This is a genomic window from Haladaptatus salinisoli (assembly GCF_020614375.1).
Taxonomy (GTDB): domain Archaea; phylum Halobacteriota; class Halobacteria; order Halobacteriales; family Haladaptataceae; genus Haladaptatus; species Haladaptatus salinisoli.
This window is the reverse complement of record NZ_CP085330.1, coordinates 466,183-490,200: the sequence shown is the minus strand read 5'-3', so window position 1 is coordinate 490,200 and position 24,018 is coordinate 466,183. Positions and strand designations below refer to the sequence as shown.

At 62.9% G+C, this 24,018-nt stretch carries 22 protein-coding genes; 11 read left to right on the top strand and 11 right to left on the bottom strand.

All coding sequences use genetic code 11. From position 1 onward, the window contains the following. The first annotated feature begins 19 nt into the window (after nucleotides 1-19). Both LIX00_RS22945 and LIX00_RS22940 read left to right on the top strand, forming a co-directional pair. Nucleotides 20-1,594, top strand: coding sequence for an acetolactate synthase large subunit (locus LIX00_RS22945; RefSeq protein ID WP_227356841.1), 1,575 nt, complete (start codon nucleotides 20-22; stop codon nucleotides 1,592-1,594). A gap of 49 nt (nucleotides 1,595-1,643) precedes the next feature. After that, nucleotides 1,644-2,576, top strand: coding sequence for a phosphorylase family protein (locus tag LIX00_RS22940; RefSeq protein ID WP_227356840.1), 933 nt, complete (start codon nucleotides 1,644-1,646; stop codon nucleotides 2,574-2,576). An 11-nt stretch (nucleotides 2,577-2,587) separates the two neighbouring features. Here LIX00_RS22940 and LIX00_RS22935 read toward each other — a convergent pair whose 3' ends face one another. The 4 genes from LIX00_RS22935 to LIX00_RS22920 form a co-directional block, all read right to left on the bottom strand. Beyond that, nucleotides 2,588-3,406, bottom strand: a complete 819-nt coding sequence (locus tag LIX00_RS22935) for an aldo/keto reductase (protein ID WP_227356839.1) — start codon at nucleotides 3,404-3,406, stop codon at nucleotides 2,588-2,590. A 195-nt stretch (nucleotides 3,407-3,601) separates the two neighbouring features. Next, nucleotides 3,602-4,300 carry a class I SAM-dependent methyltransferase gene (locus tag LIX00_RS22930; protein ID WP_227356838.1) on the bottom strand — a complete coding sequence of 233 codons (699 nt, stop codon included), beginning with the start codon at nucleotides 4,298-4,300 and terminating at the stop codon, nucleotides 3,602-3,604. 193 nt (nucleotides 4,301-4,493) lie between these two features. Further along, the gene (locus tag LIX00_RS22925; RefSeq protein ID WP_227356837.1) at nucleotides 4,494-5,300 is read right to left on the bottom strand and encodes a hypothetical protein; all 807 of its coding nucleotides are present in this window, start codon (nucleotides 5,298-5,300) and stop codon (nucleotides 4,494-4,496) included. Between the two features lie 487 nt (nucleotides 5,301-5,787). Continuing rightward, a complete protein-coding gene (locus LIX00_RS22920; protein ID WP_227356836.1) occupies nucleotides 5,788-6,531 on the bottom strand; it encodes an MBL fold metallo-hydrolase in 744 nt (247 codons plus the stop codon). A gap of 368 nt (nucleotides 6,532-6,899) precedes the next feature. Here LIX00_RS22920 and LIX00_RS22915 point away from each other — a divergent pair, with 368 nt between their 5' ends. Then, complete coding sequence (locus LIX00_RS22915) at nucleotides 6,900-7,349, top strand: DUF2269 family protein (protein ID WP_227356835.1); 450 nt, start codon at nucleotides 6,900-6,902, stop codon at nucleotides 7,347-7,349. A gap of 138 nt (nucleotides 7,350-7,487) precedes the next feature. Here the strand turns inward: LIX00_RS22915 and LIX00_RS22910 are convergent, their stop codons facing one another. From LIX00_RS22910 to LIX00_RS22900, 3 genes are all read right to left on the bottom strand, one after another. Beyond that, nucleotides 7,488-8,312, bottom strand: a complete 825-nt coding sequence (locus LIX00_RS22910) for a phosphosulfolactate synthase (protein WP_227356834.1) — start codon at nucleotides 8,310-8,312, stop codon at nucleotides 7,488-7,490. Between the two features lie 222 nt (nucleotides 8,313-8,534). Continuing rightward, on the bottom strand, nucleotides 8,535-10,034 hold the full coding sequence (locus LIX00_RS22905) for a hypothetical protein (RefSeq protein WP_227356833.1): 1,500 nt from the start codon (nucleotides 10,032-10,034) through the stop codon (nucleotides 8,535-8,537). Between the two features lie 483 nt (nucleotides 10,035-10,517). Continuing rightward, the gene (locus tag LIX00_RS22900; RefSeq protein ID WP_227356832.1) at nucleotides 10,518-10,754 is read right to left on the bottom strand and encodes a hypothetical protein; all 237 of its coding nucleotides are present in this window, start codon (nucleotides 10,752-10,754) and stop codon (nucleotides 10,518-10,520) included. An 830-nt stretch (nucleotides 10,755-11,584) separates the two neighbouring features. Between LIX00_RS22900 and LIX00_RS22895 the strand changes: the two genes are divergently transcribed. Together LIX00_RS22895 and LIX00_RS22890 are read left to right on the top strand one after the other, a co-directional pair. Next, nucleotides 11,585-11,917: a hypothetical protein gene (locus tag LIX00_RS22895; RefSeq protein ID WP_227356831.1), complete on the top strand. Its 333-nt coding sequence runs from the start codon at nucleotides 11,585-11,587 to the stop codon at nucleotides 11,915-11,917. A gap of 912 nt (nucleotides 11,918-12,829) precedes the next feature. Next, nucleotides 12,830-13,162 (top strand): hypothetical protein, encoded by a 333-nt coding sequence (locus LIX00_RS22890; protein WP_227356830.1) that lies wholly within the window; start codon nucleotides 12,830-12,832, stop codon nucleotides 13,160-13,162. A gap of 129 nt (nucleotides 13,163-13,291) precedes the next feature. On the opposite strand, the gene LIX00_RS22885 is transcribed toward LIX00_RS22890, so the two are convergent. Continuing rightward, nucleotides 13,292-14,635 carry an MmgE/PrpD family protein gene (locus tag LIX00_RS22885; protein WP_227356829.1) on the bottom strand — a complete coding sequence of 448 codons (1,344 nt, stop codon included), beginning with the start codon at nucleotides 14,633-14,635 and terminating at the stop codon, nucleotides 13,292-13,294. Nucleotides 14,636-14,993: 358 nt separating this feature from the next. Between LIX00_RS22885 and LIX00_RS22880 the strand changes: the two genes are divergently transcribed. Continuing rightward, on the top strand, nucleotides 14,994-16,793 hold the full coding sequence (locus LIX00_RS22880; RefSeq protein ID WP_227356828.1) for a bacterio-opsin activator domain-containing protein: 1,800 nt from the start codon (nucleotides 14,994-14,996) through the stop codon (nucleotides 16,791-16,793). A gap of 37 nt (nucleotides 16,794-16,830) precedes the next feature. Here LIX00_RS22880 and LIX00_RS22875 read toward each other — a convergent pair whose 3' ends face one another. After that, the gene (locus LIX00_RS22875) at nucleotides 16,831-17,016 is read right to left on the bottom strand and encodes a hypothetical protein (protein ID WP_227356827.1); all 186 of its coding nucleotides are present in this window, start codon (nucleotides 17,014-17,016) and stop codon (nucleotides 16,831-16,833) included. Nucleotides 17,017-17,116: 100 nt separating this feature from the next. On the opposite strand from LIX00_RS22875, the gene LIX00_RS22870 reads away from it, so the two are divergent. After that, nucleotides 17,117-17,980, top strand: coding sequence for a hypothetical protein (locus tag LIX00_RS22870; RefSeq protein ID WP_227356826.1), 864 nt, complete (start codon nucleotides 17,117-17,119; stop codon nucleotides 17,978-17,980). Nucleotides 17,981-18,000: 20 nt separating this feature from the next. After that, nucleotides 18,001-19,473 (top strand): stage II sporulation protein M, encoded by a 1,473-nt coding sequence (locus tag LIX00_RS22865; protein WP_227356825.1) that lies wholly within the window; start codon nucleotides 18,001-18,003, stop codon nucleotides 19,471-19,473. Nucleotides 19,474-19,491: 18 nt separating this feature from the next. Here the strand turns inward: LIX00_RS22865 and LIX00_RS22860 are convergent, their stop codons facing one another. Continuing rightward, nucleotides 19,492-21,171: a potassium channel family protein gene (locus tag LIX00_RS22860; protein ID WP_227356824.1), complete on the bottom strand. Its 1,680-nt coding sequence runs from the start codon at nucleotides 21,169-21,171 to the stop codon at nucleotides 19,492-19,494. A 236-nt stretch (nucleotides 21,172-21,407) separates the two neighbouring features. Between LIX00_RS22860 and LIX00_RS22855 the strand changes: the two genes are divergently transcribed. Continuing rightward, nucleotides 21,408-22,199, top strand: a complete 792-nt coding sequence (locus LIX00_RS22855) for an HAD-IIA family hydrolase (RefSeq protein WP_227356823.1) — start codon at nucleotides 21,408-21,410, stop codon at nucleotides 22,197-22,199. A gap of 86 nt (nucleotides 22,200-22,285) precedes the next feature. Here LIX00_RS22855 and LIX00_RS22850 read toward each other — a convergent pair whose 3' ends face one another. After that, nucleotides 22,286-22,666 (bottom strand): SCP2 sterol-binding domain-containing protein, encoded by a 381-nt coding sequence (locus tag LIX00_RS22850; RefSeq protein ID WP_227356822.1) that lies wholly within the window; start codon nucleotides 22,664-22,666, stop codon nucleotides 22,286-22,288. A gap of 342 nt (nucleotides 22,667-23,008) precedes the next feature. Between LIX00_RS22850 and LIX00_RS22845 the strand changes: the two genes are divergently transcribed. Next, entirely contained in the window at nucleotides 23,009-23,446 is a 438-nt protein-coding gene (locus LIX00_RS22845) for a DoxX family protein (RefSeq protein ID WP_227356821.1), read from the top strand. 211 nt (nucleotides 23,447-23,657) lie between these two features. After that, on the top strand, nucleotides 23,658-23,873 hold the full coding sequence (locus LIX00_RS26555) for a DUF8141 family membrane protein (protein ID WP_227356820.1): 216 nt from the start codon (nucleotides 23,658-23,660) through the stop codon (nucleotides 23,871-23,873). The last annotated feature ends 145 nt before the right edge of the window (nucleotides 23,874-24,018 follow it).

The window sequence follows — 24,018 nt, the reverse complement described above, 5'->3', positions numbered from 1 at the left end:
CTCCGGCGTACCACGAACGATGACGGCATCAGACCTACTCGTCGAGTGCCTCGAGCGGGAGGGGGTCGAGTACGTCTTCGGCCTGCCGGGCGAGGAACTCGAAGACGTGCTGTTCTCGCTCCGGGAATCCGACATCGAGTTCATCCCCGTCCGACACGAACAGGGTGCGGCGTTCATGGCCGACGTTCACGGGCGCGTGACCGGGCGGGCGGGGGTCTGCCTCTCGACGCTCGGACCGGGGGCGACCAACCTGCTCACCGGGGTCGCGGACGCCCACCTCGACAAGAGTCCGCTCGTCGCCATCACGGGACAGGCCGGACTCGAACGACTCCACAAGGAGAGCCACCAGGCGCTGGACATCGTCCACACCTATCGGTCGGTGACGAAGTGGAACGTGCAGTTGAGTTCGCCCGAGATAATCAACGAGTCGGTTCGCAAGGCGTTCAAACTCGCGGAGTACGAGAAACCCGGCGCGACGCACCTCGAATTCCCGGAGGACGTGGCGGCGGCGGAGACGGACGCCGAACCCCTCGAACCCCGCCGTCGAGTGCGCCGACCCGACCCCGACCGGCAGTCGGTCAGACGCGCCGCAGAACTGCTGGAGGACGCGGACAGACCCCTCATCATCGCGGGCAACGGGGCGGTCCGAACGCGGGCGGCCCAGTCGCTCCGCAGGTTCGTCTCGGACACCGCCGTTCCGGTCGTCGGAACGTACATGGGGAAAGGCGCGCTCTCGGACGCCGACGAGCACTCCCTGTTCACGCTCGACTCCGGCGCGAACGGCGAGGCGGCCGACGCCATCGCGCGGGCCGACTGCGTGCTCGCGGTGGGGTACGACATCGCCGAGCACGACCCCGAGAAGTGGAACCCCGACCTCGACAAGGACGTCGTACACCTCGACCACGAACCGGCCGAGGTGTACGAACACTACAACCCGGAGGTGGAACTCGTCTGCGACATCTCCGCCGGACTCGACGCCCTCCTCCCCGCGGTGGACGTGTCCTGCCCCGCGGAGTGGTACCGCGACCAGCGCGAGGCCATCGTGGAGCAGGTCACGCGCACGCCCGACGCCGACGACCCGGTGACGGTGCGGAACGTCCTCCCCGTGCTCCGCGAGGCGATGGCGGACGAGGACGTGCTCATCTCCGACGTCGGGAGCCACAAGATGGCCATCGCGCAGAACTTCCCGGCGTACGAGCCGAACACGGTCATCGTCTCCAACGGTCTCGCCAGCATGGGCATCGCGGTGCCGGGCGGTATCGCCGCCGACCTCGCGCTCGATTCGGAGGTCGTCGTCGGCACGGGCGACGGCGGATTCCTGATGAACGCGGCTGAGATAGAGACGGCGACCCGACTCGGCTGCGACTACACCATCGTCGTGTTCAACGACTCGGAGTACCGCCTCATCACCGAAGAACAGGAGGAACACCGCGACGACCACTTCGGCACGCACCTGACCAACCCCGACTTCGTGGCGTTCGCGGAGAGCTTCGGCATCGGCGCGACGCGGGCGGAGACGTGGGGGGAGATAGCGGACGCGCTGCGAGCGGGCGTCGAGAGCGACGAGATGTCGCTCGTCGAGATTCCGGTGTGACCCCGCCGCTCCGCGGGAACTTTACCCCTCGACGACATCTCCTCGGATGATGACGGTCGACGATGCCGACTCCTCCCCGACCGAACTCGACGTGCTCCTGCTCCCGGCGTTCGCCGCGGACGATTTCTCCGCCGAGGAGGATCTCCCGGACGAGTTCCGACCGTGGCTGGACGCCTACGAATTTTCCAATGAGACGTCGGTTCCCGGCGCGAACGCGCCGGTCTTCCACACGGACGACGGCGTCGGAATCACGGCGACGGGGATGGGGAAGGCGGACGCCGCGGCGACCCTGACGGCGGTGCTCGCGCACCCCGAACTGGACTGCTCGAACGCGTACTTCCTGACGGTCGGGATCGCCGGCGTCCGACCCGACGTCGGAACCCTCGGCTCGGTGTTCATCGCCGACGCCGTCGTCGATTGGGACAGAAAACACCGATTTCCCGACCGGGACGACGGCGCGCCGGTCGAACTGCTCGGCTACCGCCCGCACGATTACGTCCTCCGCCTGAACGAAGCCCTCGTCGCGGAGGCGTACCGCTCGGCGAAGGGGGTCGAACTGCTCGATTCGGAGCGAGCGCGGCGGTACCGAAACCGGTACGCGCAGGACGCGGCGCGCTCGAAGCCGACCGTCGCGACCGGGACGACGCTCTGCGGGGACGAGTTCTGGCACGGGACGGAGTTCTCGGAACAGGCGCAGTGGCTCGCCGACGAGTACGACGCGGGGGTGTACGCGACGACCGAGATGGAGGACTTCGGAACCGCGACCGCGCTCGACCGCTTCGGTCTCCTGCACCGCTACCTGAGCGTACGCGGCGCGGCGAACTTCGACCAGCCCCCGGAAGGGGTCTCGGCGCGCGAGAGTCTCCGCGAGGGAGTGGGTCCGCACACCGTCGAACTCGGGTTGGAGAACGCGGTTCGCGTCGGGTCCCGCGTCGTCGAGGCGATACGGAGCGACCGGGAGCGGTTCGAACGGGGTCGCTGATTCGTCCCGAATCAGCGCTCGAACCGCCCGCGAAGCCTCGATACCCCGGTTCGTACGCGCGACGGTCGCTCCACGAGCGCCATCTCGGTCTCCGTCAACTCGAAATCGAAGACGGCGAGGTTCTCCTCCAGGTGCTCCTCGCTCGCGGCTTTCGGAATAGTCACCACCCCGTCGTGCTGGACGACCCAGCGAAGCGCGACCTGCGCCGGGGTCTTCTCGTACTTCGCCCCGAGTTCGGTGAGGACGTGGTCGTCCACGACGCCGCCGTGCGCGAGGGGACTGTACGCCGTCAACAACACGCCGTGCTCCCGGCAGTAGTCGAGGAGGTCCGACTGCGGGTGGAACGGGTGGAACTGCACCTGATCGGTGAGGACGGGTGCGCCCGCGGCGTTCTGCGCCGCCGCCAACTGGTCGACGTCGAAGTTGCTCACGCCGATGTGTCGGGTCAGTCCCTCGCTCCGCAGGTCGGACAGGGCGCGCATCACCTCGCGGGTCGAGGCGATGGGGTTCGGCCAGTGGATGAGGAGTAGGTCGACGTAGTCGGTGCCGAGTCGCGCGAGACTGCCGTGAACCGAGTCCACGATGTCGCGGTAGCTCCGGTGCATGGGCCACACCTTCGTCGTCAGGAACACGTCCTCGCGGGCCACGTCGGCGGTCGCGATGGCCTGTCCGACTTGCCGCTCGTTGCCGTAGGCTTGTGCAGTGTCGACGTGTCGATAGCCCAGTTCGAGCGCCGTCGAAACCGCGTTCCGGCAGGTCGCCCCCTCCATTCGCCACGTTCCGAGACCGATCTTCGGAATCTGCTCCCCGCGAATCGTCTCGTACTCCATAGGCCACGGTCGGGAGCGAGCGGTAAATAGCGATTGGCGAATCGATGCGCGACGGTATCTCTGCGAAGTAAACGCGGCGGGCGTTCGCGCTCGCCACGACGAGTACCGCGTCTTCGACCGCCCATCGTATTTATTACCGGTCATAACGATCACCGATATCAGTATAGACGGGAATGCCTTTGCAAAGCTGGCGTCTCACCGTTTCCGTAAGACCAGTTGGTAGAGATGTTCGGGCTCATACGTTACCTCAACAACTTCCCATCCTGCGTCGGTGGCAGCTTCGCGGAAACGGTCAGGGGTGAAGAGCCTGTACAGCCACGGCTCCCCGAGCACTCCATCGTACTCGATCTGAAGGAGGCGATAGGCAAGACCGGTCGATGGATCGTCGTAGTAATCCAATTTCCCTTTCGTCGTTTCGTGGTCGGGGTCATACCCGTCAATGACCGCAGTTGCATCCGGTGTTGTGACGTACGAAAGGTCGCGTAGGAACTGTCTGAGACCCCGCATCGACCGAGATAGGCTTACCTGAGTCCCAACTGCAATCGCTGACTCGAACCGATTAGTCTCGAACGCTTCGAGTAACGAAAACATGTCCACGCGTCGAGCGTCGGTTACACCGCGGTCACGGAGTACCTCGACAAGCAGTTCATCGCGTTCAATCGCGACGGTCTCGAATTGGTCTTGGAAATAGAGTGAAAACCGTCCAGCGCCGGCACCCATATCCAGCAGCGGTCCCTCGAGCCGTGACTCTAGCCCCGAGCCCTCGGCAGTGACCTCATCAAAATAAAAGTCTATGCTGACCTCCCGGGTTTCGTCTCCTCGCCGATAGAGAACTGGGCCCTGCAGTTCGTCAAAATGAAAATCGTAAAGCGCCTGGGCAAACGGGTCAGCCATGAGTTGTCTCGAAGATCACTCTCAGATGATAAAAATGCTATCGGTCGCCTGCCACGAAATATCACACTCCGTAGCGATGGATTGACGCTCTCCGATTAGCTCCGTGGCTGGTGAACTACAATGTCCGTAGTGGGATTGTCAGCCATCGACCACCGTTTAAAAGTCTCGTTGAGAGCGAAGTGAACTCGTCGCCCTACTGCTCTGTCGTGGTGGTCGTTTTTTGTCTCCCAAAGTCGTTCCTGTTTATCAATTCCGTCCAATAGACTTGGCCATCGTATGCGGTGAGATACCCACCGGTCACACCGTCTTTTCTATCGGCGACCGCTTCGTGTTGCTGGAACGTCTCGACCAGTGACCAGAACGCATCGGGAGGCGATCCGCCTCGTTCGACGGTGTATCCGTGCTCTGCGATGGCTTGGTTTACGAGGCTGCGCTCGACGTCAGCAAGCCCCGAGAGTTCGAACGTGTATTGGTCGCGGAGCTGCTGACCATACGCTTCGACGGTCGGTGCAAGTTGGCGAGCCGTGTAACGGTACGTTTTGAGCGTCGCATCTGTAGAGTTCGAGCCGGTGATCGAAAACCGCGCACGTGAGCCAGATTTCCATTCGATAACCGAACGCTCAAGAGTTGGTACGAGTGCCGACTGGTTTCGGTCAGCATTCGCGTACACGAACGTCTTCCCGACATCGAGTGACGTGTCGGCTCCCACAGTGTCGTCTCCAAGGCCAACTAACCGAAACTTCTCGCGATCGAAACGCGGAAGCTCGTTGAACTGCACGATGTCATCCTCGTTAGCCTGTTGCACAGGGATAAGATTCCAGAAGTAGCGAGTCGCCGGGCGTTCGTTTCGTACCTCATACGAGAGTCGATACACACTGCCGTCGTACACCCATGGTCTACTGCCTTCCCAGAGTGGCGGTGATTGGTCGTCGACTATTGTCGACCCGTTTTTTACGGCCCGCTTGATGACGCGTCGTCCTTTCTCCTGATTCTCCCTCATAGATAGAGTATGCCGTCCACCAATGTCTCTGTTCTCTACCGCTGTCATCTGTAATCGAGCAGCCGGAATCGGATTTCCATCATTCACGGCATTCCGTTGAGGGCTATTGTCTTGCTCGGTTGATCTGGGCGAGCTAGTACATCCGGCTACCGCGACAGTGAAAACCGTCGAGGCGGAGGTGAGGAACAGACGACGGGAATGACTCATGTGATTCAATACCACGGGGAATGGGGATAATTATTGGGATAACACAAGGAAGTATTTGACACATCCAACTGAAATACAACGAGCTTCAATACCATCCGTGGACTGTTGGATATCCTCTCTGTATTCAGCGCGGCTCTCTTGACAGCATTTCGGCAATACGATCAGTTGGTGCTGCACAGAAGGCGCATATTCAGCGGGTACCGAACTCTATTTAGACCGGCAGAGCGGGTGGTGAGTAAAGTAGGTACGGTTACCGCCTTCCGTCGCGTGAGAACGAGTACTAAATTGTGATCTGCTTTCCGTCGTCTGCGTGTTCGAGTTCAATGTCTGGGAGACGGCTCAGCATCTCCTCACTCATATGCGTGATGATCGTTCGATCACACTCAAGTTCTGCGTAGTGGGAATGAAGAGTATCGTAGCTTATGTGATAAGGGACTTCTCTGTCGAAAAAGTACGCTTCACAGATGAAAACATCCGTTCCGCGAGCAGCGTCAACCAGCGCGTCAGTCCACTCAGTGTCCCCCGAATAGGCGATGGAGCTATCGTCAACCACGACTCGGAGGGCGTACGGTGGGGCACCACTCGGGTGAACGACGCGATACGGAGTTACGCGTAGTGACCCGACCATCGTTTCCTCTCGGTCTTCGAGTTCGACATAAGAGATCTCGAACTCTTGGTTGACCTCGGAGAGTCCGGGAAACATCACGTCCATCGCCGCTCGTACTCGTTTTTCAGTACCCGGTGGCCCGGCAATTATCAACGGATCTGTCCGCTTCGAGACGAGTTGTGCATCTAGAACGAAAAACGGAATTCCGCCGAAATGATCGCCATGAAGGTGCGTGAGAAGAATCGCATCAATTGCATTAAGGTCGATTTCGTGCCGTTTCAGTGCGGGTAACGAAGATGCACCGCAGTCAAGTAAAAACTGCGTCGAGTCCGCGTCCGTGTGGATACATGTTTGTAGCCTCCCACCGCTACCGAGCGTATCTCCGCTTCCCGCGAACGTGATCGTGGTTTCGCTCATGTGGTTGGATTTCCCTTCGGGGATAAAAACCGAATGGGCGGTCAGTAAACAGATCTTACGTTCGGTCGGTTTGGCTTTGACTGGGTGGAATAACGAAGCTTCTGTGATGAATATCGCCTCTCCATTCAGCACGCCGTTTGTGCAGAAGTTCGGCAACTCGTTGGGCCACTGCAAGATACACAGCGCTCATTTATCGTTGCAAATATTACACTAGTACGATAAGTAGTCAGGTGGTTTGAAGAACGTATGCCTTGGTTTCATCAGCGCCATCATGACGATTCTGGGGGATTTCAATTGGTCAGTAGCCAGTCCGAAAATAGCCGCGTCGGCAAGTGCACGCTCCACATTAGGTCACGAGGCAGGCACTGATGGTCGATTGGTACACGACGACGAAGTTCGTACACATCATGTTGGTCGTGCTCGTCGGCGGCATGAGTGCCGGCTCGGGGTTCTGGGTTGAGTTCGCAGCCCGGGGTGAATACGAATACTTCGTGCTGCGCCAGGTGCGCCGGTTCCACCTTCGGTTCGTGCTCCCAGGCCTGGTGCTCATCCCGGCGACGGGCGTAGCCACCGCTTGGGTCGGAGGGCTGCCGCTGACGCTGGGGTGGATCGTGGTCGCCACCGTGCTATGGGCAGTCGTGTTCGTGGCAATGCTCGCGTACGCGTGGGTTGTGACTCACCAGATCCGGATGCTCGAGGACGGAGACGCCGAGGACGGTGGCTACCGTCGCCTGGCGCTCGCGGGCATCGTCCTCGGTGCTGGTGCAGGTTTGGTGTTCGCTGCCATCGTGTACGTGATGATCGCAAAACCTTGGTGAGCCCGGTCGGGTGTCGGCTTGAGTCGTACTGGAAGCCCTTGCAGAAAGCGACTACCCTGCTGCCCCGCCCTCATCGCAAAGACGATTCTCGATCTCGCGTAACGAATCCCCGATCGCCCAACCCTCTCTTCGGCGGTGTCAGTCGTGTTGGTATGTGACGGTTCGGCCCCAACTACTGATCTTCCCCCATAGCCCGGAGCGCATGCACTCAAGTTCGACGATCTGTGAGTTATCGACGAACAGGTTGACGTTCGGCCCGAAGTTCTTGATATACCACTCGAACATATCGGGCGCGGGTGCTTCGAAGACGAGGTTCTCGATACCCAGCTCGTTGGCGATCTGGTAGGCCACGTCCGTGCGCCATTCCTTGACTTCCTCCGTGATACCCTCCGCTTCGACCATCAGTAAGTCGGCACCGGCCTCGAGGTGGCGCTTTCCTTCCTCAATGGCTTGTTCGGGACTCTGCTGCCCGCCGCGCTCCAGTTCCTCTGGGTCGGAGGCACCGCCGGCGCCGAATTGGACGTTGATCTCCGGCTTCGGCTTCAGATCGTACTCCTGAACGAGTTCGGTCAGTCGAACCATGTCGTCGGTACCGGTGGCCAAGAACCCACTAGAGATCTCAACGATGTCGAAGCCGAGGTTCTCTGCTTCCTCGATGTAGTCTTCGACCTTGTCGTGGTCGCGCACGAGGACGTTCTCGATGAACCCCCCGGTCGAGACTTTGACGTCGTGTTCGTGACAAATGTCGATGAGCTCGGTGACGGCGTCTTCGGGCATCAGCGCGAACGATCCGCCGCTGAATTTGTAAATATCGACGTACCACCCCATCGTTTCGAGAATGTCCCGGAGTTCCCGTGGCCCCATCGGATCGTAGTATGGGCCGCGTATCTCCGTGATGCCCGTTTCGCGGGGTTTGTCTGGTCGGTCGTTGTGGTGCAGGAAGTCGAATGCTCTGTCGGTCATGGAAACCCCTGCATGGGGTACGACGAACTGCTACAAAAGACGTTGGGCGAAGCCGGATTTCTCACGGTTTCTCGACGACTGCCGGTACTCGCCGTCTCGTCGGTTCGTGCCGACTTCCACGAGAGTGCGGTCGCACCGACCGCTCCGGCGCGAAGAAAATAGTCAAACGAGGTAGCCGCGAACGTGGTTCGGAACCGAACCGTCACCGGATGACCGACCTCGTCACGCGACGAGTTGCAGGTTGCTTCCGGCGAGCGCGACGCTCTGCTGGTCGTCCTGCGAGTCGGTGTTGGTCGCGTTCGATTCGGCGACCTGCACGTTCTCGTTGACCTGGTAGTTCACTTGCTCCGCGTTGGCACAGCCGCCGTTCGTGGCGAAGGCGACCGCACTGTACTGCTCGTTGACGTTCAACTGCTCGACGTACTGAACTTGCGTGATGTTGGCGATGGCGTGCTGCTCGTTGACCTGCTCGTCGCCGTCGTCGTAGCTGACGGCCCACGAGCCGTCGCCCTTCACGTCCGTTCCGTTCAGCACCGTGGTCGCCTCGTAGTTACCGTCTTTGAGGTTCACAGCGTTCGCCGAGGCTATCTGCGCGTTGAAGTTCGCCTGATAGCTGACCTGCGTGGCCGTCGCTTGGCTGTCGTTGAGCGCGATGGCGACCGCCGCGTCCTGCAGGTTGATGTTCTGCTGGCTGACGTTCTGGAACTGGCTGACGTTGGCCGACGCGTTCTGCGAGTTCGACTGCGCTCCGTCGTCGCTCGTCCGCTTCACGTCCGAGTCGGAGAAGTCGCCTTGCATGTCGGCGGACGCCGTAACTTCCTCGACCGACTTCGGATCGAAGTTGATGGCGGTAGCCTTCCCGATCTGCTTGTTCGTGTTGAACTGACAGCTCACCTGCCACGCCTTGGCGACGCTTCCCTCGCCGACCGCGATGGCGACCGCGACGCCCTGTTGGTTGACGTTCAACTGGGAGACGTTCTGGTACTGCCAGACGCTCGAATTGGCGCTCTGGTTATCTCCGTCGCCGACGTTGGCCGCGACCGCTTCCGCGTCCTGCACGTTCGTGTTCGACTGGTAGCTTCGCTGGTACGCTCGTGCGTAGCTACCGCCTTCCGCGACCGCGACGGCCGTGCTCTGGTTGTTGTAGTTCAGCTGGTCGACGTCCTGATACTGGTCGACGTGCGCGTCGGCGGACTGCTTGCTCTCGTGCGAGCTGTCGCTGACGACCCACCCCGAGAACTCGCGCGAACCGGTCTCGCCCGCGAAGATGACGTAGACGTTCTTCACGTCTTTGAACGTCTTTTTCTGCGTCTTCTTCTTCGCGTTCACGGACTGGGCAACACCGGTCTGAGTGTTCGTGTTGTCCTGGTAGGTCCGCTGAATCGCCTCCGCTTTTCCACCGTCGATGGAGATGGCGACAGAGTTACCCTGCTGGTTGACGTTCAACTGCTGAACGTCCTGGTACTGAAGCACCTGGGAGGAGGACTCCTGCGAACTCGTCTTCGCCTTGTTCTTGTACTCCTCGACCCACGATTTGAGGTCGGTCGAGGACGTGTCGGCGCCGAAAACGATGTACACGTCGTCCCCGTTCGCGTGAACGACGCCGTCGTCTTGGTTCGCCGGCGCGCTGAGGGTGGCCGCGCTCACCAGTCCGATACCCATCGTCGACATCACGAGCATCGCAGCGAGAACTACGCTGCTCGCCTTTGATTTCCACACCATTCTTTCACCGGATTCGTATCTTCGTTACTTCCTGAATCATCGTTTGTTACTCTGGCATTTCGCCGCAACTTGGTCTAAATCCGGTATTTACCTTTGTTATTGATAACTTGAGAATGGACAGGGGGAACCTAACACCGGGACAAGCGGAGGGTAACGGACAGAAATTTGAGCGCTACGAACGGTTTCTCGATACGGATACACTCTCCTCTAAACCGGGAATTACGCCCGATAGAGATTTAGACGCCGCGAAAAATATCTGCTACTAGACCGGAATTAGGAGAATATGACATCTGAGACACCGTTAAGCCGACCCACGGGAAAGACGAACTGATCGCTGACCGACAGCGACTAGTTCGAAAAGGAATACGTTAGCGCTAAACGGTCGCTGTCGATCGGGTCGGTGGAAGGCGAATCACCCGCGGACTTACTCTACGCGCTCTGCCGAACGTGCCGGAAAAATCGCTGTCGAACGCGGCGATCGAATTACAACGGCGTCCACGGCGGTTCGCCGGTGTGATCTATTTGCTCTCCCTCCGGAAACGCGATGTACGTCTCCCCGCCGAGTTCACAACCTCCCCCGTACCGTTCGAGATGCCGGACGACGTCCGTGTCCCCCGCAATCGAACAGGCGTTTTTCGCCTCCGCCGCGCCGACCGATGCGTTGAAAATCGACACGGCAACGAGAGCGAGTACCAGAGTGATTCGGACGGTTTTGCTCATCGGCTTCCCCCCAGATGTCGATCGTGCCGACGCCTCGAAGGTCTTCGAGCACCCGCCCGACGGTGAAAACCACCGGATGCGCGAACGTAGTTGGTCATAGCTGCGAACGGAAAACGGGACGGCTATCCTTTGTTATTGGCCGGTCTCGCGGCGTACAACGGCGGTTACTCGGCGCTGGAACTTCGCCTTCGAGGCGAACCCGATGTCCGTCGGCGCGGACGAAAGATCGGAAGCGTCCCGTTTCTACCGTTCGCCTCCGACCGAGGTTCCCGGAAAATCGTCGAAACGTGGATGCCGGCCGAGAGCAACCGACACAACCGAGATTACGAGCGATATCGAGGTTCGAACGGACGAGTTTTTTCCGTTCGCGCGCTTCGAGCTTAGACGTCAGCTATCTCGATATTCCCGACCTAAGGAAGTCGAACGCGCAAATAGGGGAACCGCGACGATTCGACGTGGGGTAGAATATAGGGAACGTTTGGAACGCTTATACGAATCCTCGCCGCCGCCCCGCGACGGAACGCGGAACCGAGGCGTTCCTCCCGGGGGACCCCGATGCCGAAAAACGCGGGATACGCGTCTAAGTACGGCCTATTTCGGCGTTTCTGTCGCATTAACTTTCGTTATCGAGCGGAAACGCTGACTGGTATTCGTATAGCCCGTTTGGAAGGACTCTAACGATACTCGGGGTTCAAATACGGGTCCGTATATTATCGATTCTGCGGTGGTGAAGGGTGCAGAACGCCCGTAGGGGGCGCGAAGTACGCGCGCGTCATTCGTAGAAGCGCGATCGCACGCGATTCGCGCCCCCGCCACCAGGAGCTACAAACATGAAGAAAACGCTTAGGATTCTGATCGCGATGGCGGTCGTAAGCACCGTGCTGTTCGGTGGCTTCGCCGGCAGCGTCGCCGCACAGGAGCAGGAAAACGAGTTCGAACAGGAAGCTGAAGCCGAAGTCGACCAAGAGCAGTGGGTCTCGCAGACGAACGTGAACGTCCAGGACGACAACACTGCCGTCTCGATCGGCAAGTGGAGCGATGCGACGGCGGTGCAGGCGAGTAGCCAGTCCAACAGCAACTCGCAGACCGGCGTGGCGGTCGCCTCGAACTCCGCCGAGGACGTCGAACAGGAGAACGAGATAGAATATCCGTTCGCCACGTAAACGGTACTTCAGAAGCGAACACCGACCGGAGACCGTTCGATTCGACGGTGAATCGGTAGCCAATCGACGCGAATTCTTTTATGTGACGTCGTCCGTCGGACGTGCCGACGGTCGAACGCGGAGTACCCCGTAGAACTCGGTACGCTCGGTGCCTCGGACGAGGAGTTCGATCGGCAGCTCCACCCGGAGGATCGCTTCGACCGGCCGAGCGAATCGCCCGATCGCATCCCGCCGAGAATCGGCGAGACGCGACGGTCGTCGCATCGTCGCGTCGACCGAGGTTCGGACGTTGCGGCGAGCGGCCGCGGTCGAACGAGCGACTGCGTCGCACGAACGGCGAATCGAACGTCGAGTTCGAGTTCGTACGGCGACTCGTTCTCTCCTCGCCGGGCGTTCGCCGCGCGAGCGGTCCACCCGTACCGCTTTCGTTCTCCGACTTTCCGGAGAGACGTCCCGAAGGCGGGCGAAGCGGATTCGGCGAGAGATCGATCGCGGAGGCGTTCAGGGGCGACTCGAACGGCGGTGGGCGACGAGGCGCGTCGAAACGCGGGCGGAGTGGCGAGACGCTCGCGCAATCGTCGCTCGTCCGCGTCATCCGCGGCGATCGTCACTACCCGATTCGTTCATCGCCTCGACCGTCATCGTCGACGAGAACCTCGTGTACGGTCGGACTATACCGCCGGCGGGCCGAATATCGTCCGAGAATTCCACACAACTTTCCGTTATGTGCGGGTACGATTCGGATAGCAACGTTAAGCCCGTTCGAACGGTGATAACGATCTAGCCGGTTAATGTAGCCGTCCATCGACAGCGACTTTCGGGTGGTTCCGGGCGGGAAGCGCCAACCGCGAACGGGAACGTCGTTAGCGATGTTCCCCGCCCCGCCGCGGAGTCACCGGAGGACTACCAACCATGAAGAAAGCACTTCGATTGTTGCTCGCGCTGGCGCTCGTCTCCTCGGTACTCGTAGGCGGTTTCGCCGGGAGCGTCGCCGCGCAGGAACAGGAAAACGAGTTCGAACAGGAAGCAGAGGCTGAAGTCGACCAAGAGCAGTGGGCCGAACAAACGAACGTCAACGTCCAGGACGACAACACCGCCGTGGCAGTGAAGGGCGGTGACGCGACGGCGGTGCAGGCGAGCAGCCAGTCCAACGAGAACAGCCAGACCGGCGTCGCGGTCGCCTCGAACTCCGCGAAGGACGTCGAACAGGAGAACGAGATCGAATACGGCGGCATCCTCTCCTAACTCGGCAACGGTTCACCGACGCATCCTTTTTTGTGCGTCGTTCGCGACGACGTCGGAACTCGGTCGAAAACCTCGGGAGCGCGGCGACCGACGACTCTCGCGGAGCGCCGACGGTGGGTTTAGGGAAAATCAGTCCAGCAGTACCACGAGGTCGCTTACGTCCTGATCCTCCAGTTGCAGCACCGTTTCGACTATCTCGTCCCGGCGCGACTCGTCGTACCGCGTTTCGGCCATCCGGTGGAACTTCGTTTGTATCTGCTCCCACGACATCGGGTTGTTGGGGTGTCCCTCGAAATCGTCCTTCTCGATCCGGTACGTCGTGCCGTCAGCCATCGTCACGTCCACGACGGCCGGCATCTCGCCCGCTTCGAACCGGTCGGTCAGCTCGTCGTCCGCCTCGACCTCGACCTTTCGGAGGAGTTCTTGGACGTCCTCTCGTTGGATGCGCTCGGGTTCGTACTGCGCGTTCGTCATCTCGCGGTCGATGAGCGCCGCGGCGAGCATGTACGGGAGGGAGTGGTCGGCCTGCGCCTTCGTCTCGACCTGATAGCGGGACCCCTCGCCGCCGCCGATGATGAGCTTAGCGCCCGCGAACGTGTCGAGGCGAATCTCCGTCACCTCGCCCGGGTCGATATCCTCGCGCTCCGCCAACTCGATGATACCCTCCACCGCGGATTGGGCGTACGTCTCGGCGACGTACTTCTTCGTCATCACGTCGTGGACGCGCTCGCCCGGCGAGTAGTCCACGTCGAACTCGCCGGAGATGACCTGCTTCCAGCCCTTCTGTCCCTCGAAGAGGTTCGTCGGCCCTTCGACGCCGTTCTTCGCCAACATCGCGGAGTAGACGGCGTTCCGGGCGGCGTTCGCGGAGGCCAGCGCCTTCCACTCCGTGATTCCCTCGGTTCGGGTCACTCGGAGGGCGTTGTGGGCGGTTCCCGCGATGCCGACCGCGGCGCGGGTCGCCTCGCGGTCGAGTCCGAGCAGCTTCGCGGCGCCCGCGGTCGCGGAGATGACCGTGTGCGTGACGTGGTCCCACCCCTTGTTGCGGACCGGCGCGTTCCACGCCAGTTCGCCCTGCACTTCGTACGCGACGCCGACCGCGGTCAGTAGCTCTTCGCCGGAGCGGTCGGCGTACTCGCCGCACGCGATAGCGGCCGCGATGTTGTCGCTCGGATGCGGCGTCTCGCCCGGCGCGAGGAACGAGTCCATGTAGTCGAGGTAGCGGACGGACGCGGTGTTCAGCATGGTCGCGTCGGGGGGAGGCGCGGTTCCGCCGCCCCAGAGCGTGCAGTCGCCCTCCCCCAGTTCCTCGACCGTCGCGCGGACGCTCTTCACGGGCTCCGCGCCCATCGCGCCCACGGCGATTCCCAGCGAATCGAGGATCCGCTTTTTCAACTCGTCCACGGTGTCGGCGGAGAGGTCGTCGAACGCCGTCTCCATCACGAAATCTGCCGTCTCGGCGGTCGTCGTCATGTGACCCGCCTGCGACGGGCACGACCAAAAACATCGCAGGGCGTTCACCGAGTCATCCCGCGTTTCGACGGAGAAACGCCGGCTTACCCGACTCGAACGACCGGGAATCTCGGTCCGAGGGCGTCCAGCGGCGCGAACGCGAGGCGCGGCGGCGACGCCGCGGAAACGTCCCGCCTAAGATATTAGGCTGCGAGCGACGATTTCATTTATTACGAGGGGCGCTTTTCACCATCTGCCCCCGCCGTTAACTCGAATCGGTCGCTCCCGTGACGGTCTACCGACGAGACGGCGTCACCGACGGAAACGAAGTGACTTCTGTTAACGGAAGTATAACAACAGGTGGGTGCGTACCCGTCGCATGGAGTACGAGGGTACCGACCATCTCGCCGAAACGCTCCTCGTTTTCGACACCGCCGACCCTTCGCACGCACCGCTGACGACGAGCGAAGTCGCGGACGCCCTCGACTGCACGCGTCGCGCAGCGTACGACCGGTTGACGACGTTGGCCGAGCGAAACGAACTCGAAACCAAGAAAGTCGGTGCCCGCGGGCGGGTGTGGTGGCGAGCGGAACGCGACGCGCTCTTCGAGGGGGGTCGAGAGCAGTTCGTCGCCGTCTTCGAGGAGGCGTTCGACGCGATGGTGCTCACCGACGACGACGGCGAGTACGTCGCGGCGAACCCCGCGGCCAGCGACCTCTTCGGGGTTCCCCGAGACGAACTGCTGGGACGCACCGTCGACGAGTTCGCCGCTGACGACTACGATTTCGAGGACGCGTGGGGTGCGTTCAGAGACGGCGACCTGCCTCACGGAACGTTCCCGCTGCGACGACCGGACGGAACAGTGCGAATCACCGAGTACGCCGCGACTCCGAACGTTCGCCCCGGGCGACACCTCTCCGTTCTCAGGGATATCACCGAGCGAATCGAGCACGAACGACGACTCACACGGCAGCGCGAACAGTTCGCGGCGCTCAACGACTTGAACACCGTTATCCGAGAGGTTACCAACGGCGTCATCGACCAATCGACGCGCGAGGAGATAGAGCGGGTCATCGTCGAATCCCTCGCCGAATCGGACTCCTACGCGTTCGCGTGGATAGCCGAGGTCGACCTGAGGGCGGACGCGATACGTCCGCGGGTCGAAGCCGGCGTCGACGGCTACCTCGACGAAATCGACCTCTCGATGGACGCCGCCGACCCGGAGGGTCGCGGGCCGGCCGGAAGGGCGATTCGAACGCAGGAGCTACAGGTCGTGAAGGACGTGTTCTCCGACCCGAACTTCGAGCCGTGGCGCGACATCGCCCGCAAGTACGGCTTTTCCTCCGCGGCGTCGATTCCCATCGTCTACGAGGAGACAATCTACGGAGTGCTGTCCCTCTACACCGACCGCCCGAACGCCTTCACGGACGAGGAACTGGAGGTCGTCGGCCAACTGGACGAGATCACCGGTCACGCCATCGCAGCCGTCGAGCGCAAACGAGCGCTGATGAGCGACGAGGTCGTCGAACTCGAACTTCGCGTCCCCCAAATCTTCGAAACCCCGGAGCCGGTGGAGATTCCGCCCGGGACGGTCACGATCGACCGAACGATTCCGGTCGACGACGGGACGTACCTCCAGTACGGAACCGTGACCGACGACGCGGTCGAGACGTTGGAGCGACTCGTCGACCGACTGTCTCACTGTAAGGAGGTGACCCTCTTCGGTCGAGAGGGCGACGAGGCGCGGTTCGAAATGCGCCTCGTCGAACCCCCCGTGGTATCGCTCGTCGCGTCGTACGGCGGGTTCATCGAAGACGCGGTTATCGAGGGCGGCGACTTCCACATGACCATCCACCTCCCCCCCGGCGTGGAGGTACGACACATCACCGACGTGATTCGGGAGGCGTACCCCGGCGCGGAGATGCTCACGCGCCGGCAGAAACACCGCTCGGACGCGACGCCGGAGGTTATCGAGCGGGCGTTCACCGACCTGACCGAACGCCAGCGAGCCGCCCTCGCGACCGCCTTCTACTTGGGGTTCTTCGACTGGCCGCGGGAGAACACGGGCGAGGACGTCGCCGACGCGCTCGGCGTCAGTCCACCGACCTTCCACCAGCACGTTCGCACCGCCGAGCGGAAGCTCTTCGAGGCGCTGTTCGTCGATTCGGCCGACGAGTGAGCCCCGCCGTTCGAGCGGGCGAACGCCGTATCGCCACTCACTTCGGGTATCGGACGTACGGTCCGGGGAGCAGCGCTCGGAGCGAGTAGGACCGACGGGTTCTCCCTCCGCTCTCGCGTCGCGTCGCCTCGTCGTCGTGCGTCTTCGGGTCGTGTCGCACCGCTTCGTCCCGGCGCGTCGTTTCGCCCGCGGTCGGTTCTCGCTCCTTCGTTCCGGAAGCCATCACACCGTTAGTAAAACATCTCAAACGGCTTAGTTATGACCCCGTTAAGTGCCGGCGGGGCGGGGGTGGACTGAAATAGCGAGGCGACCAATCGACTCGTATGAACGTGAGAGGCGCGGCTCGCCGGTCGTCGGCCGTCGTCGCTCTCTCGGTCGCCCTGTTGGCCGGCGCGAGCGTCTGGTTTCGGCGCGTTCGCCGGGCGGTCGGCCGCGCGCGAGCGATTCCGTTCAGCCCGCTCACCGCGAAGGGGCGCGTCGGCGCGGAGTACCTCCGACGACACGGCGTCGCGACCGGGGACCCCTTGTCCGGCGAGATGGACGACATGAGTGCGTACGCCCGACCCGACTTCGACCCGGAGGCGATTCACCCGGCGGTTCGGCGGTTCTACGAACGCACCGCCGAGTACGACCTCTCCTATCGCGTGACGTGGCACCGCGGGTTTCGACTGGGTGCGGCCCTCGCCGCCCGACTGACGAGTCGAATCGAACAACTCGACCTCCCCGGGCCGTGGGAGTCGGCGACGGGCACGCTCACCAGTCGAATCGTCGCCGTCGACGCGGGCGACGACCCCCGCGACGGAGCGCGAGCGTGGATTCGGACGAACGAGTCTGGCGCTGCGGTGTTCGTCGCCATCTACGCCAGTCACGTTCGAGACGGAACGCGCTACGTCAACATCGCCGCCCCCCTCCCGCGGTCGAATCTGAGCACGGTGTTGTCGGTCCGGCCGCTCGACCGCGGCGACGAACCGCCGGGTATCGAACTGACGACGAAGACGGAGACGGGCGACGAAGGGCTGTACTTCGTCACGTCGCTCGGTTCCGTCGCGCTTCCGATACACCAGTCGTTCCGCGTGTGGCCCGACGAGGACGGGGTTCGAGCGCGTCACGAGATGTGGCTGTTCGGTCGGCGGTTCCTCACCGTCGAGTACGAATCGCGCGACGGAACCACCGCCACGTATATCTAATTCGGGTGAGACGTTCGGGTATGAAGTTCAGCGACGCGAGTTCGTCGGTTCGGTCGGTGCTCCTCGCCCGACCGGCCGCGGTGTTGCCGCTGTATCTCGCCGGAACCAGCGTCGGACTGGTCGCACAGACGGTTCCGCTCGTCGGCGTCGCGCTCGTCTACGCCCTCCTGTTCGGAAGCGGGCGAATCGAGGCGGTCGTCACCGCGGTCGGGCGCATCGACTTCTCAGGGGCGGCGATGAGCGACGCCCAACTCGAACGACTCGGCGAGGCGGTAGCGGGACTGTTCACGCCCGAGGTCGTCGCCGTTCTCCTCGTGTCGGCGCTTCTCGGCGTCGTCGTCCTGTTCGCGGCTCGCGCCGTCGCGGGCGCGGCGCAGGTCCACGCGGTGACGGCGGCGCTCCGGGACGAACGGGCCGTCGCGTCCGGCGTCACCGGCGCGACCGAAGACTGGAAGCGGTTCCTCGCGCTTGGAGTCGCTCGCGCTCTCGCGGTCCTCCTGATAACCGCACCCGTCGCGGTCTTCGGATTTCTCACCGCGACGGGGAGCGCCGCCGCCGGCCTCCTGCTCGTCCTCTCGATGCTCGTGTGGCTTCCGCTGGCGTTCGTCGTCTACCTCCTCTTCCTGTTCGTCCCGCAGGCGATCGTCATCGACGGCGTCGGCGTGCGCGGCGGAATCCGGCGGAGCGCCGGGTTCGTTCGACGCGAGCCGTTTCGGGTCGCCGCCTACTTCGTCGTGGTCGTCGGTCTCGTGGGTATGTTCGGCTTCGCGTCGTTCTTCTTCCAACTGCTCGGAATCGGCCGCCTCCTCGGCGTCGTGCTCGCGTTCGGTCTCGCACCGACCCTCGGCGTGCTGAAGACGGCGCTGTATCTCGACGAACCGCCGGTCGCATCTCGCGAGCGGGGGTCGGTTCGCGGCGCTCTGCGCCGCGGTCTCCGCGAACTCCGGTCGTTCCTCGTCGGCCGCCCCGCGCTGGTGGTCGTCGCGCTCGCACTGTTCGCCGTCGGTAGCGCGGTCGGTTGGTTCGCCACTCGCCCGTTCGCGCTCGAAAGCCTCGGAACGGACGTGTCCGAGAACGTGTTCGGCACCGCCCCCGTCGACGTGTTCGTCACGCTGACGGCGAACAACTGGTTGGTCGCCATCTCGGCGGCGTACGCCGGACTCGGATTCGGCGTTCCGACCGTGGTCACGCTCCTGTTCAACGGCGCGGTCGTCGGCGGCGTCGTCGGCCTGCTGCCCGACCCTCGCCTCGGAGTCGCGCTCATCGCGCCGCACGGAGTCGTCGAGATTCCCGCGCTCGCCGTCGCGGGAGGGCTCGGTCTCCACCTCGGCGGCGTCGCGTGGTCGTACGTCCGCGGTTCGACGGCGGCGGACGGTCTCGCGGCGGAACTCGTCCGGGCGTACTACGTCCTGCTCGGTCTCCTCCCGGTGTTCATCGTCGCGGCGTTCATCGAGGCGTTTCTGACGTGGTGGATCGCCTCGGCCGTCGCGTGAGCCGTCGTCGTTCCCCGCTTACTGTGCGATTTCGGCGAACTCGTTCGTGTCCTCGTCGGTTCCCGCGATGACGAGTTGGTCGTCGTCTCGAATCACGAACTCCGCCCCGAGGTCGGTGATGATGTCGCCGTTCCGGTCGACGGCGATGACGGTACAGCCGGTCCGAGAGCGGACGTCGGCGTCCCCGAGGCTCTGTCCCGCGAGTCGCGGGGCGGTCGTTCTGACGACCTCTATCTGCTTGTCGGGCGAGATTATCTCCTCGCCTTCGAGGATGGTGGACGCGAGCATCCGTCCGCTGACGGTTTCGAGCGCGAGCACGTAGTCCGCGCCCGCGCTGTAGAGCTTTCCGATGTTCTCCGTCTCGTTCGCTCGGGCGACTATCTCGACGCTCGGGTCGAGTTCCCGGGCGACGAGCGTGGCGAAGATGGTCGTCGTGTCGTCCGCGAGCGCGAAGATGAGCGCGTTCGCGTGCTCGATTCCGGCGTCCCGAAGCGTCCTCTCGTCGGTCACGTCGCCGACGACGTCGACGTTCGGCTTCTCTTCGACGTCGACGACGACGGTTCGCATCGTCGTCGACCGCATCGCCTCCCGTACCGTCGAGCCGACCTCCCCGTGTCCCGCGACGATGACCGTCCCGCGGGCGTCGCCGCGCTCGTCCGAGAGCGTCATCTCCTTCAACCGTTCGAGTTGGGCCTCCCGCCCCGCCACGACGAGGATGGTGTTCTCGTCCAGCGTCGTGTCCGGGGACGGCGAACTCTGGAACTCGCCTCGCCGCCACAGACCGATGATGCTCGCGCCGGTTCGCTCGCGAATTTCGCTCTCCGCGAGTCGCTTCCCGCACACCTCGCTGCCGTCCTGTATCGATAGCTCGACGATTTCGAAATCTTCGCCGACGACGACCGTCTCGCCGAGGTCGGTCGTCACCGACGCGGTCACCTTCTCCGCGAGACCGTGGCCGAGGAGGTGGCGCGGCGAGAACACCTGATCCGCTCCCGCGTATCGGAGGTAGCTGGTCAGGTCGGCGTCCTCCACGAGGCTGATTATCTGCACGTCGTCAGTCACCTCCCGAACCGCCAGCGCGATGCTGGCGTTCTGCTCGTCGGTCGCGTCCGCGACGACCGTGTCGGCCCGCTCGACGTGGACGTTCCTGAGCACCTCCGCCGACTCCGGGTCGCCGTGGGCCAGCGAGACGTTCCGCTCGTAGAGGTCGAGCGCCTCGTCGCGGTCTCGGACGACGACGACGTAGTCGCGGTTCCACGATTCGAGTTCGTCGATGAGCGTCTCCGCGCGCGGCGAGTAGCCGCAGATGACGACGTGGTCTTCCAGCTCGTCGACGGTGGTCGGCGGGCTGACCCGGAGCGCCTGCTGAACCCAGGGTGCGACGAACAGCGGCAGCGCCATGAAGATGAGGAAGACGCCCGTCACCTGCATCGCGACCATGACCAGTCGCATCTGCGGCGTCGTCCAACTCTCCGCGTCCACGCCGTACCCGGTCGTGGAGAAGGTCTCGATGACGATGGAAAAGGAGTACAGCAGGCTCCGCTCTTTGTCCTCGAACGTCGCCATCCCCCACGAGTACGCGACCGTGTACAGGCTCAGCACCGCGGCGAAAGAGAGGAGGTAGAGAAGCGCGCGCCGTCGTTGTCGCGTGACGAACGAGCCGAGATAGGTCGAGAACCATGGGGGTCGCTGAGCCATTCTCGTGTATCGACTCTAATTCGTGTAACTTTACTCTGCCGTCCGCAGTCGGTTTTTCCGCGTGCCCTCCGTCGATTCGCGTACCGTTTCTCCTTCGCGTAGATTCATATACCGAAACGGTACCAACCCCGCCGAGATGCACCGATTTCCGTCGCCCGCACTGGTCGCGGCCGCCGCGACGGCGCTCGGTCGGCCGGTCGGACGATTGAACTGGCTGGAGCGTATCGTTCCGCGTAATGGCTCCGTATCGCGGCGCGATTTTGGACGTGGACGGGACGCTCGTTCGCGGGGACGACGGCTTGCCCGGCATGGACACGGGTATCCGAAAACTGCGCGAGGAAGGGATAGACCTCCTCCTCTGTTCCAACAATCCGACGAATCCCCCCGAGGACTACGTCGAACGGTTCGCCGCCCACGGCGTTCGTATCGACGCCGAACAGGTGCTCACTTCGGCGCTCGTCACGGCCGAGTTCCTCGAAGCCGAACACGCCGGAAGCGACCTGTTCGTCGTCGGCGAGACGTATCTCCGCGACCTCCTGCGCGAACGCGGGTTCGCGCTCCGGAACGACCCCGACGCCGTCGACGCAGTGGTCGCCTCCATCGACCGCGAGTTCGATTACGAAACGCTCGCGCAGGCGTTCTGGGCGCTCGAAGGCGGTGCCGCGTTCGTCGGAACCGATCCGGACGTGACGATTCCCGCAGCGAAGCGTCTCGTCCCGGGGTCGGGGGCCATCCTCAACGCGATAGCGGGCGTCGCGGGTCGAGAGCCCGATCGCGTGCTCGGAAAACCCTCCCGCGAAGCGGGAGCGGCGGCGCTCGACCGCCTCGGCGTTCCGGCGGACGAGATTCTCGTCGTCGGCGATCGCCTCGACACCGACATCGCTCTCGGCGACGGAATCGGAGCGACGACGGTGCTCGTCCGCTCGGGAGTGACGACGCCGGACGACCTCGCGGAAGCGACGGTTCGACCGGACTACGTCATCGACTCGCTCGGGGAGATAGAGACCGTACTCGGCGACGGAGCGTGAGAAGACGCGGTTCGAGGAACCGACGCTCCACCGACGGACGGATGAAACGAACGCACCGACCTGCGCGGACTTTCACGGCGGATCGGTCAGCCGCCTCTGTACTTCTCGTCGGCGAACTCGGCGTCGACCGACCCCGCGAGGTCGGTCAGACGAACGGCGGCGTCGGAGTACTGCAGTATCTTCTGCATGTTCCCTTCGAGTTCGAAATCGCCGGCCATCAGACCGTCGATGATTCCCTGCTCCCGTCGCAGGAGCGACTTCCACTTCTCCGTCGTGGCGGAGAGCACGAAGCCTGTGTCGACCTCGTCGGGATCTTCGACGAGTCGTGCGCCGGTGTACCGCTGATACCCGAGTCCGCAGTACGCCCGACCGACGTAGCCGCGGTCGTCGGTCTCCGCGACGTACCGCTCGAGTTCCGCCCGGAGGTACTCGGGCATCGCGTCGACGTCCATCTCGTCGACGGGCATCTCCGTCATCTCGAAGACAAAGTCGCCGTCGAAGCCGTCGCCCCATCCGTCGCTCGCCGACTCGTACTTCGCGTCGTCGTTGATAGTCTCCTCGTACGCCGCGAACCACGCTTGGCTCGGAAACGCAGCGGATTCGGATCGTACTCTACTTCGACCATGATGTAGTCGGCGGCGTTTCGACCATCACCGCGGTAAGCGTACTCACACTCATCCGGGGCTGTTATTATAGCGCGCTTCCTCCGAGCCTTCCCCCGACCCGGTCGCTCGTTCGAACCGCCGCCCTTTCAAATCGTAATTTAGCTTACGTACAATTATTTCACGACGACGCGGCAATGGCGGAACATGAACGACTCTCGGACGTGGGGTCCGCTCCTGATTCGAGTCGCGGTCGGTCTCGTCGTGCTCGTCCACGGCGTCGGAAAACTGTTCGCCGTCGGCCCGGCCGCGATGCCGGTGTCGAAGTTCGCGGGGTTTCTCGCCGGGCTCGGACTTCCGTTCGCGTCGCCGCTGGCGTGGGTCGTCGCGGTCGTCGAGGTCGGCGGCGGCCTACTCCTCTTGCTCGGCCTGTTCACGCGAATTACGGCGCTCGTGCTCGCCGTCGAGATGGTCGTCGCCACGGCACTGGTGCATCTGCCGAAGGGGTACTCGGACTCGGAACTCACCGTCGTCCTCGCGCTGGCGGCGCTCTCGCTCGTGGCGAGCGGTGCCGGCGAACTCTCGGTCGATAACGTCCTCTTCGACGGGGAACGAAACTCGCCGTTCGCAACTTCGGGAGCGTAGTCCCGCTCACGTTCCCCGGCAGCGCCTCGCTCGTTCGGGGGTGACGGTCACGGTGGCCGAAACGCGACTCGGTTGTCCCCGTCGAAACCGTACTACTCGGGTACGGCTCCCGTGAAACGAGCGGGTAGTAGGGACTCGAACCCCTAGCGCGACATTCGGCGATAACCGAAAGACGTATAATTTGTCAGATTGGTTCCCACTGTATCGAACCGTGTTTCGCTCCGGACTCCGTTGGCTCCAGTCGAAGCCCTTCGGGCAACAGATACTGATACTCGCGCTCGTTCTGGACCCGATCGGATTCATCGCGGGATTCCTACTTGCCCCTTCGTTCGACGTCGAACCGATACTCGGCGGCGTGTACGGGTTGATCGCGGCTAGCTTCCCACTTTCGACGTGGGCGATGCGTCACGCTCAAACCCGGGCTTGATACGACGGTGCTCCGGACGACGCGCCGTTGCGTTCGTCGTCCCGTTCTCGCTCACCGTCGCCTTCGCACGTCGCCTCCGAAGGTGGACTTCGCTCGCACCGACGCCGTCTCCGTGTCCTTCGAGTCCCCTGACCGAGAGCGACCT

What these genes read in the sequence shown, in the direction of transcription:
- LIX00_RS22915 (WP_227356835.1), top strand. Translation starts at nt 6,900, where the DNA reads ATGGTCGATTGGTACACGACGACGAAGTTCGTACACATCATGTTGGTC.
- LIX00_RS22850 (WP_227356822.1), bottom strand. Translation starts at nt 22,666, where the DNA reads ATGCCCGTCGACGAGATGGACGTCGACGCGATGCCCGAGTACCTCCGG.
- LIX00_RS22925 (WP_227356837.1), bottom strand. Translation starts at nt 5,300, where the DNA reads ATGAGGGAGAATCAGGAGAAAGGACGACGCGTCATCAAGCGGGCCGTA.
- LIX00_RS22935 (WP_227356839.1), bottom strand. Translation starts at nt 3,406, where the DNA reads ATGGAGTACGAGACGATTCGCGGGGAGCAGATTCCGAAGATCGGTCTC.
- LIX00_RS22945 (WP_227356841.1), top strand. Translation starts at nt 20, where the DNA reads ATGACGGCATCAGACCTACTCGTCGAGTGCCTCGAGCGGGAGGGGGTC.
- LIX00_RS22910 (WP_227356834.1), bottom strand. Translation starts at nt 8,312, where the DNA reads ATGACCGACAGAGCATTCGACTTCCTGCACCACAACGACCGACCAGAC.
- LIX00_RS22900 (WP_227356832.1), bottom strand. Translation starts at nt 10,754, where the DNA reads ATGAGCAAAACCGTCCGAATCACTCTGGTACTCGCTCTCGTTGCCGTG.
- LIX00_RS22855 (WP_227356823.1), top strand. Translation starts at nt 21,408, where the DNA reads ATGGCTCCGTATCGCGGCGCGATTTTGGACGTGGACGGGACGCTCGTT.
- LIX00_RS22870 (WP_227356826.1), top strand. Translation starts at nt 17,117, where the DNA reads ATGAACGTGAGAGGCGCGGCTCGCCGGTCGTCGGCCGTCGTCGCTCTC.
- LIX00_RS22880 (WP_227356828.1), top strand. Translation starts at nt 14,994, where the DNA reads ATGGAGTACGAGGGTACCGACCATCTCGCCGAAACGCTCCTCGTTTTC.
- LIX00_RS22920 (WP_227356836.1), bottom strand. Translation starts at nt 6,531, where the DNA reads ATGAGCGAAACCACGATCACGTTCGCGGGAAGCGGAGATACGCTCGGT.
- LIX00_RS22930 (WP_227356838.1), bottom strand. Translation starts at nt 4,300, where the DNA reads ATGGCTGACCCGTTTGCCCAGGCGCTTTACGATTTTCATTTTGACGAA.
- LIX00_RS22905 (WP_227356833.1), bottom strand. Translation starts at nt 10,034, where the DNA reads ATGGTGTGGAAATCAAAGGCGAGCAGCGTAGTTCTCGCTGCGATGCTC.
- LIX00_RS22875 (WP_227356827.1), bottom strand. Translation starts at nt 17,016, where the DNA reads ATGGCTTCCGGAACGAAGGAGCGAGAACCGACCGCGGGCGAAACGACG.
- LIX00_RS22845 (WP_227356821.1), top strand. Translation starts at nt 23,009, where the DNA reads ATGAACGACTCTCGGACGTGGGGTCCGCTCCTGATTCGAGTCGCGGTC.
- LIX00_RS22895 (WP_227356831.1), top strand. Translation starts at nt 11,585, where the DNA reads ATGAAGAAAACGCTTAGGATTCTGATCGCGATGGCGGTCGTAAGCACC.
- LIX00_RS22860 (WP_227356824.1), bottom strand. Translation starts at nt 21,171, where the DNA reads ATGGCTCAGCGACCCCCATGGTTCTCGACCTATCTCGGCTCGTTCGTC.
- LIX00_RS22885 (WP_227356829.1), bottom strand. Translation starts at nt 14,635, where the DNA reads ATGACGACGACCGCCGAGACGGCAGATTTCGTGATGGAGACGGCGTTC.
- LIX00_RS22890 (WP_227356830.1), top strand. Translation starts at nt 12,830, where the DNA reads ATGAAGAAAGCACTTCGATTGTTGCTCGCGCTGGCGCTCGTCTCCTCG.
- LIX00_RS22865 (WP_227356825.1), top strand. Translation starts at nt 18,001, where the DNA reads ATGAAGTTCAGCGACGCGAGTTCGTCGGTTCGGTCGGTGCTCCTCGCC.
- LIX00_RS22940 (WP_227356840.1), top strand. Translation starts at nt 1,644, where the DNA reads ATGACGGTCGACGATGCCGACTCCTCCCCGACCGAACTCGACGTGCTC.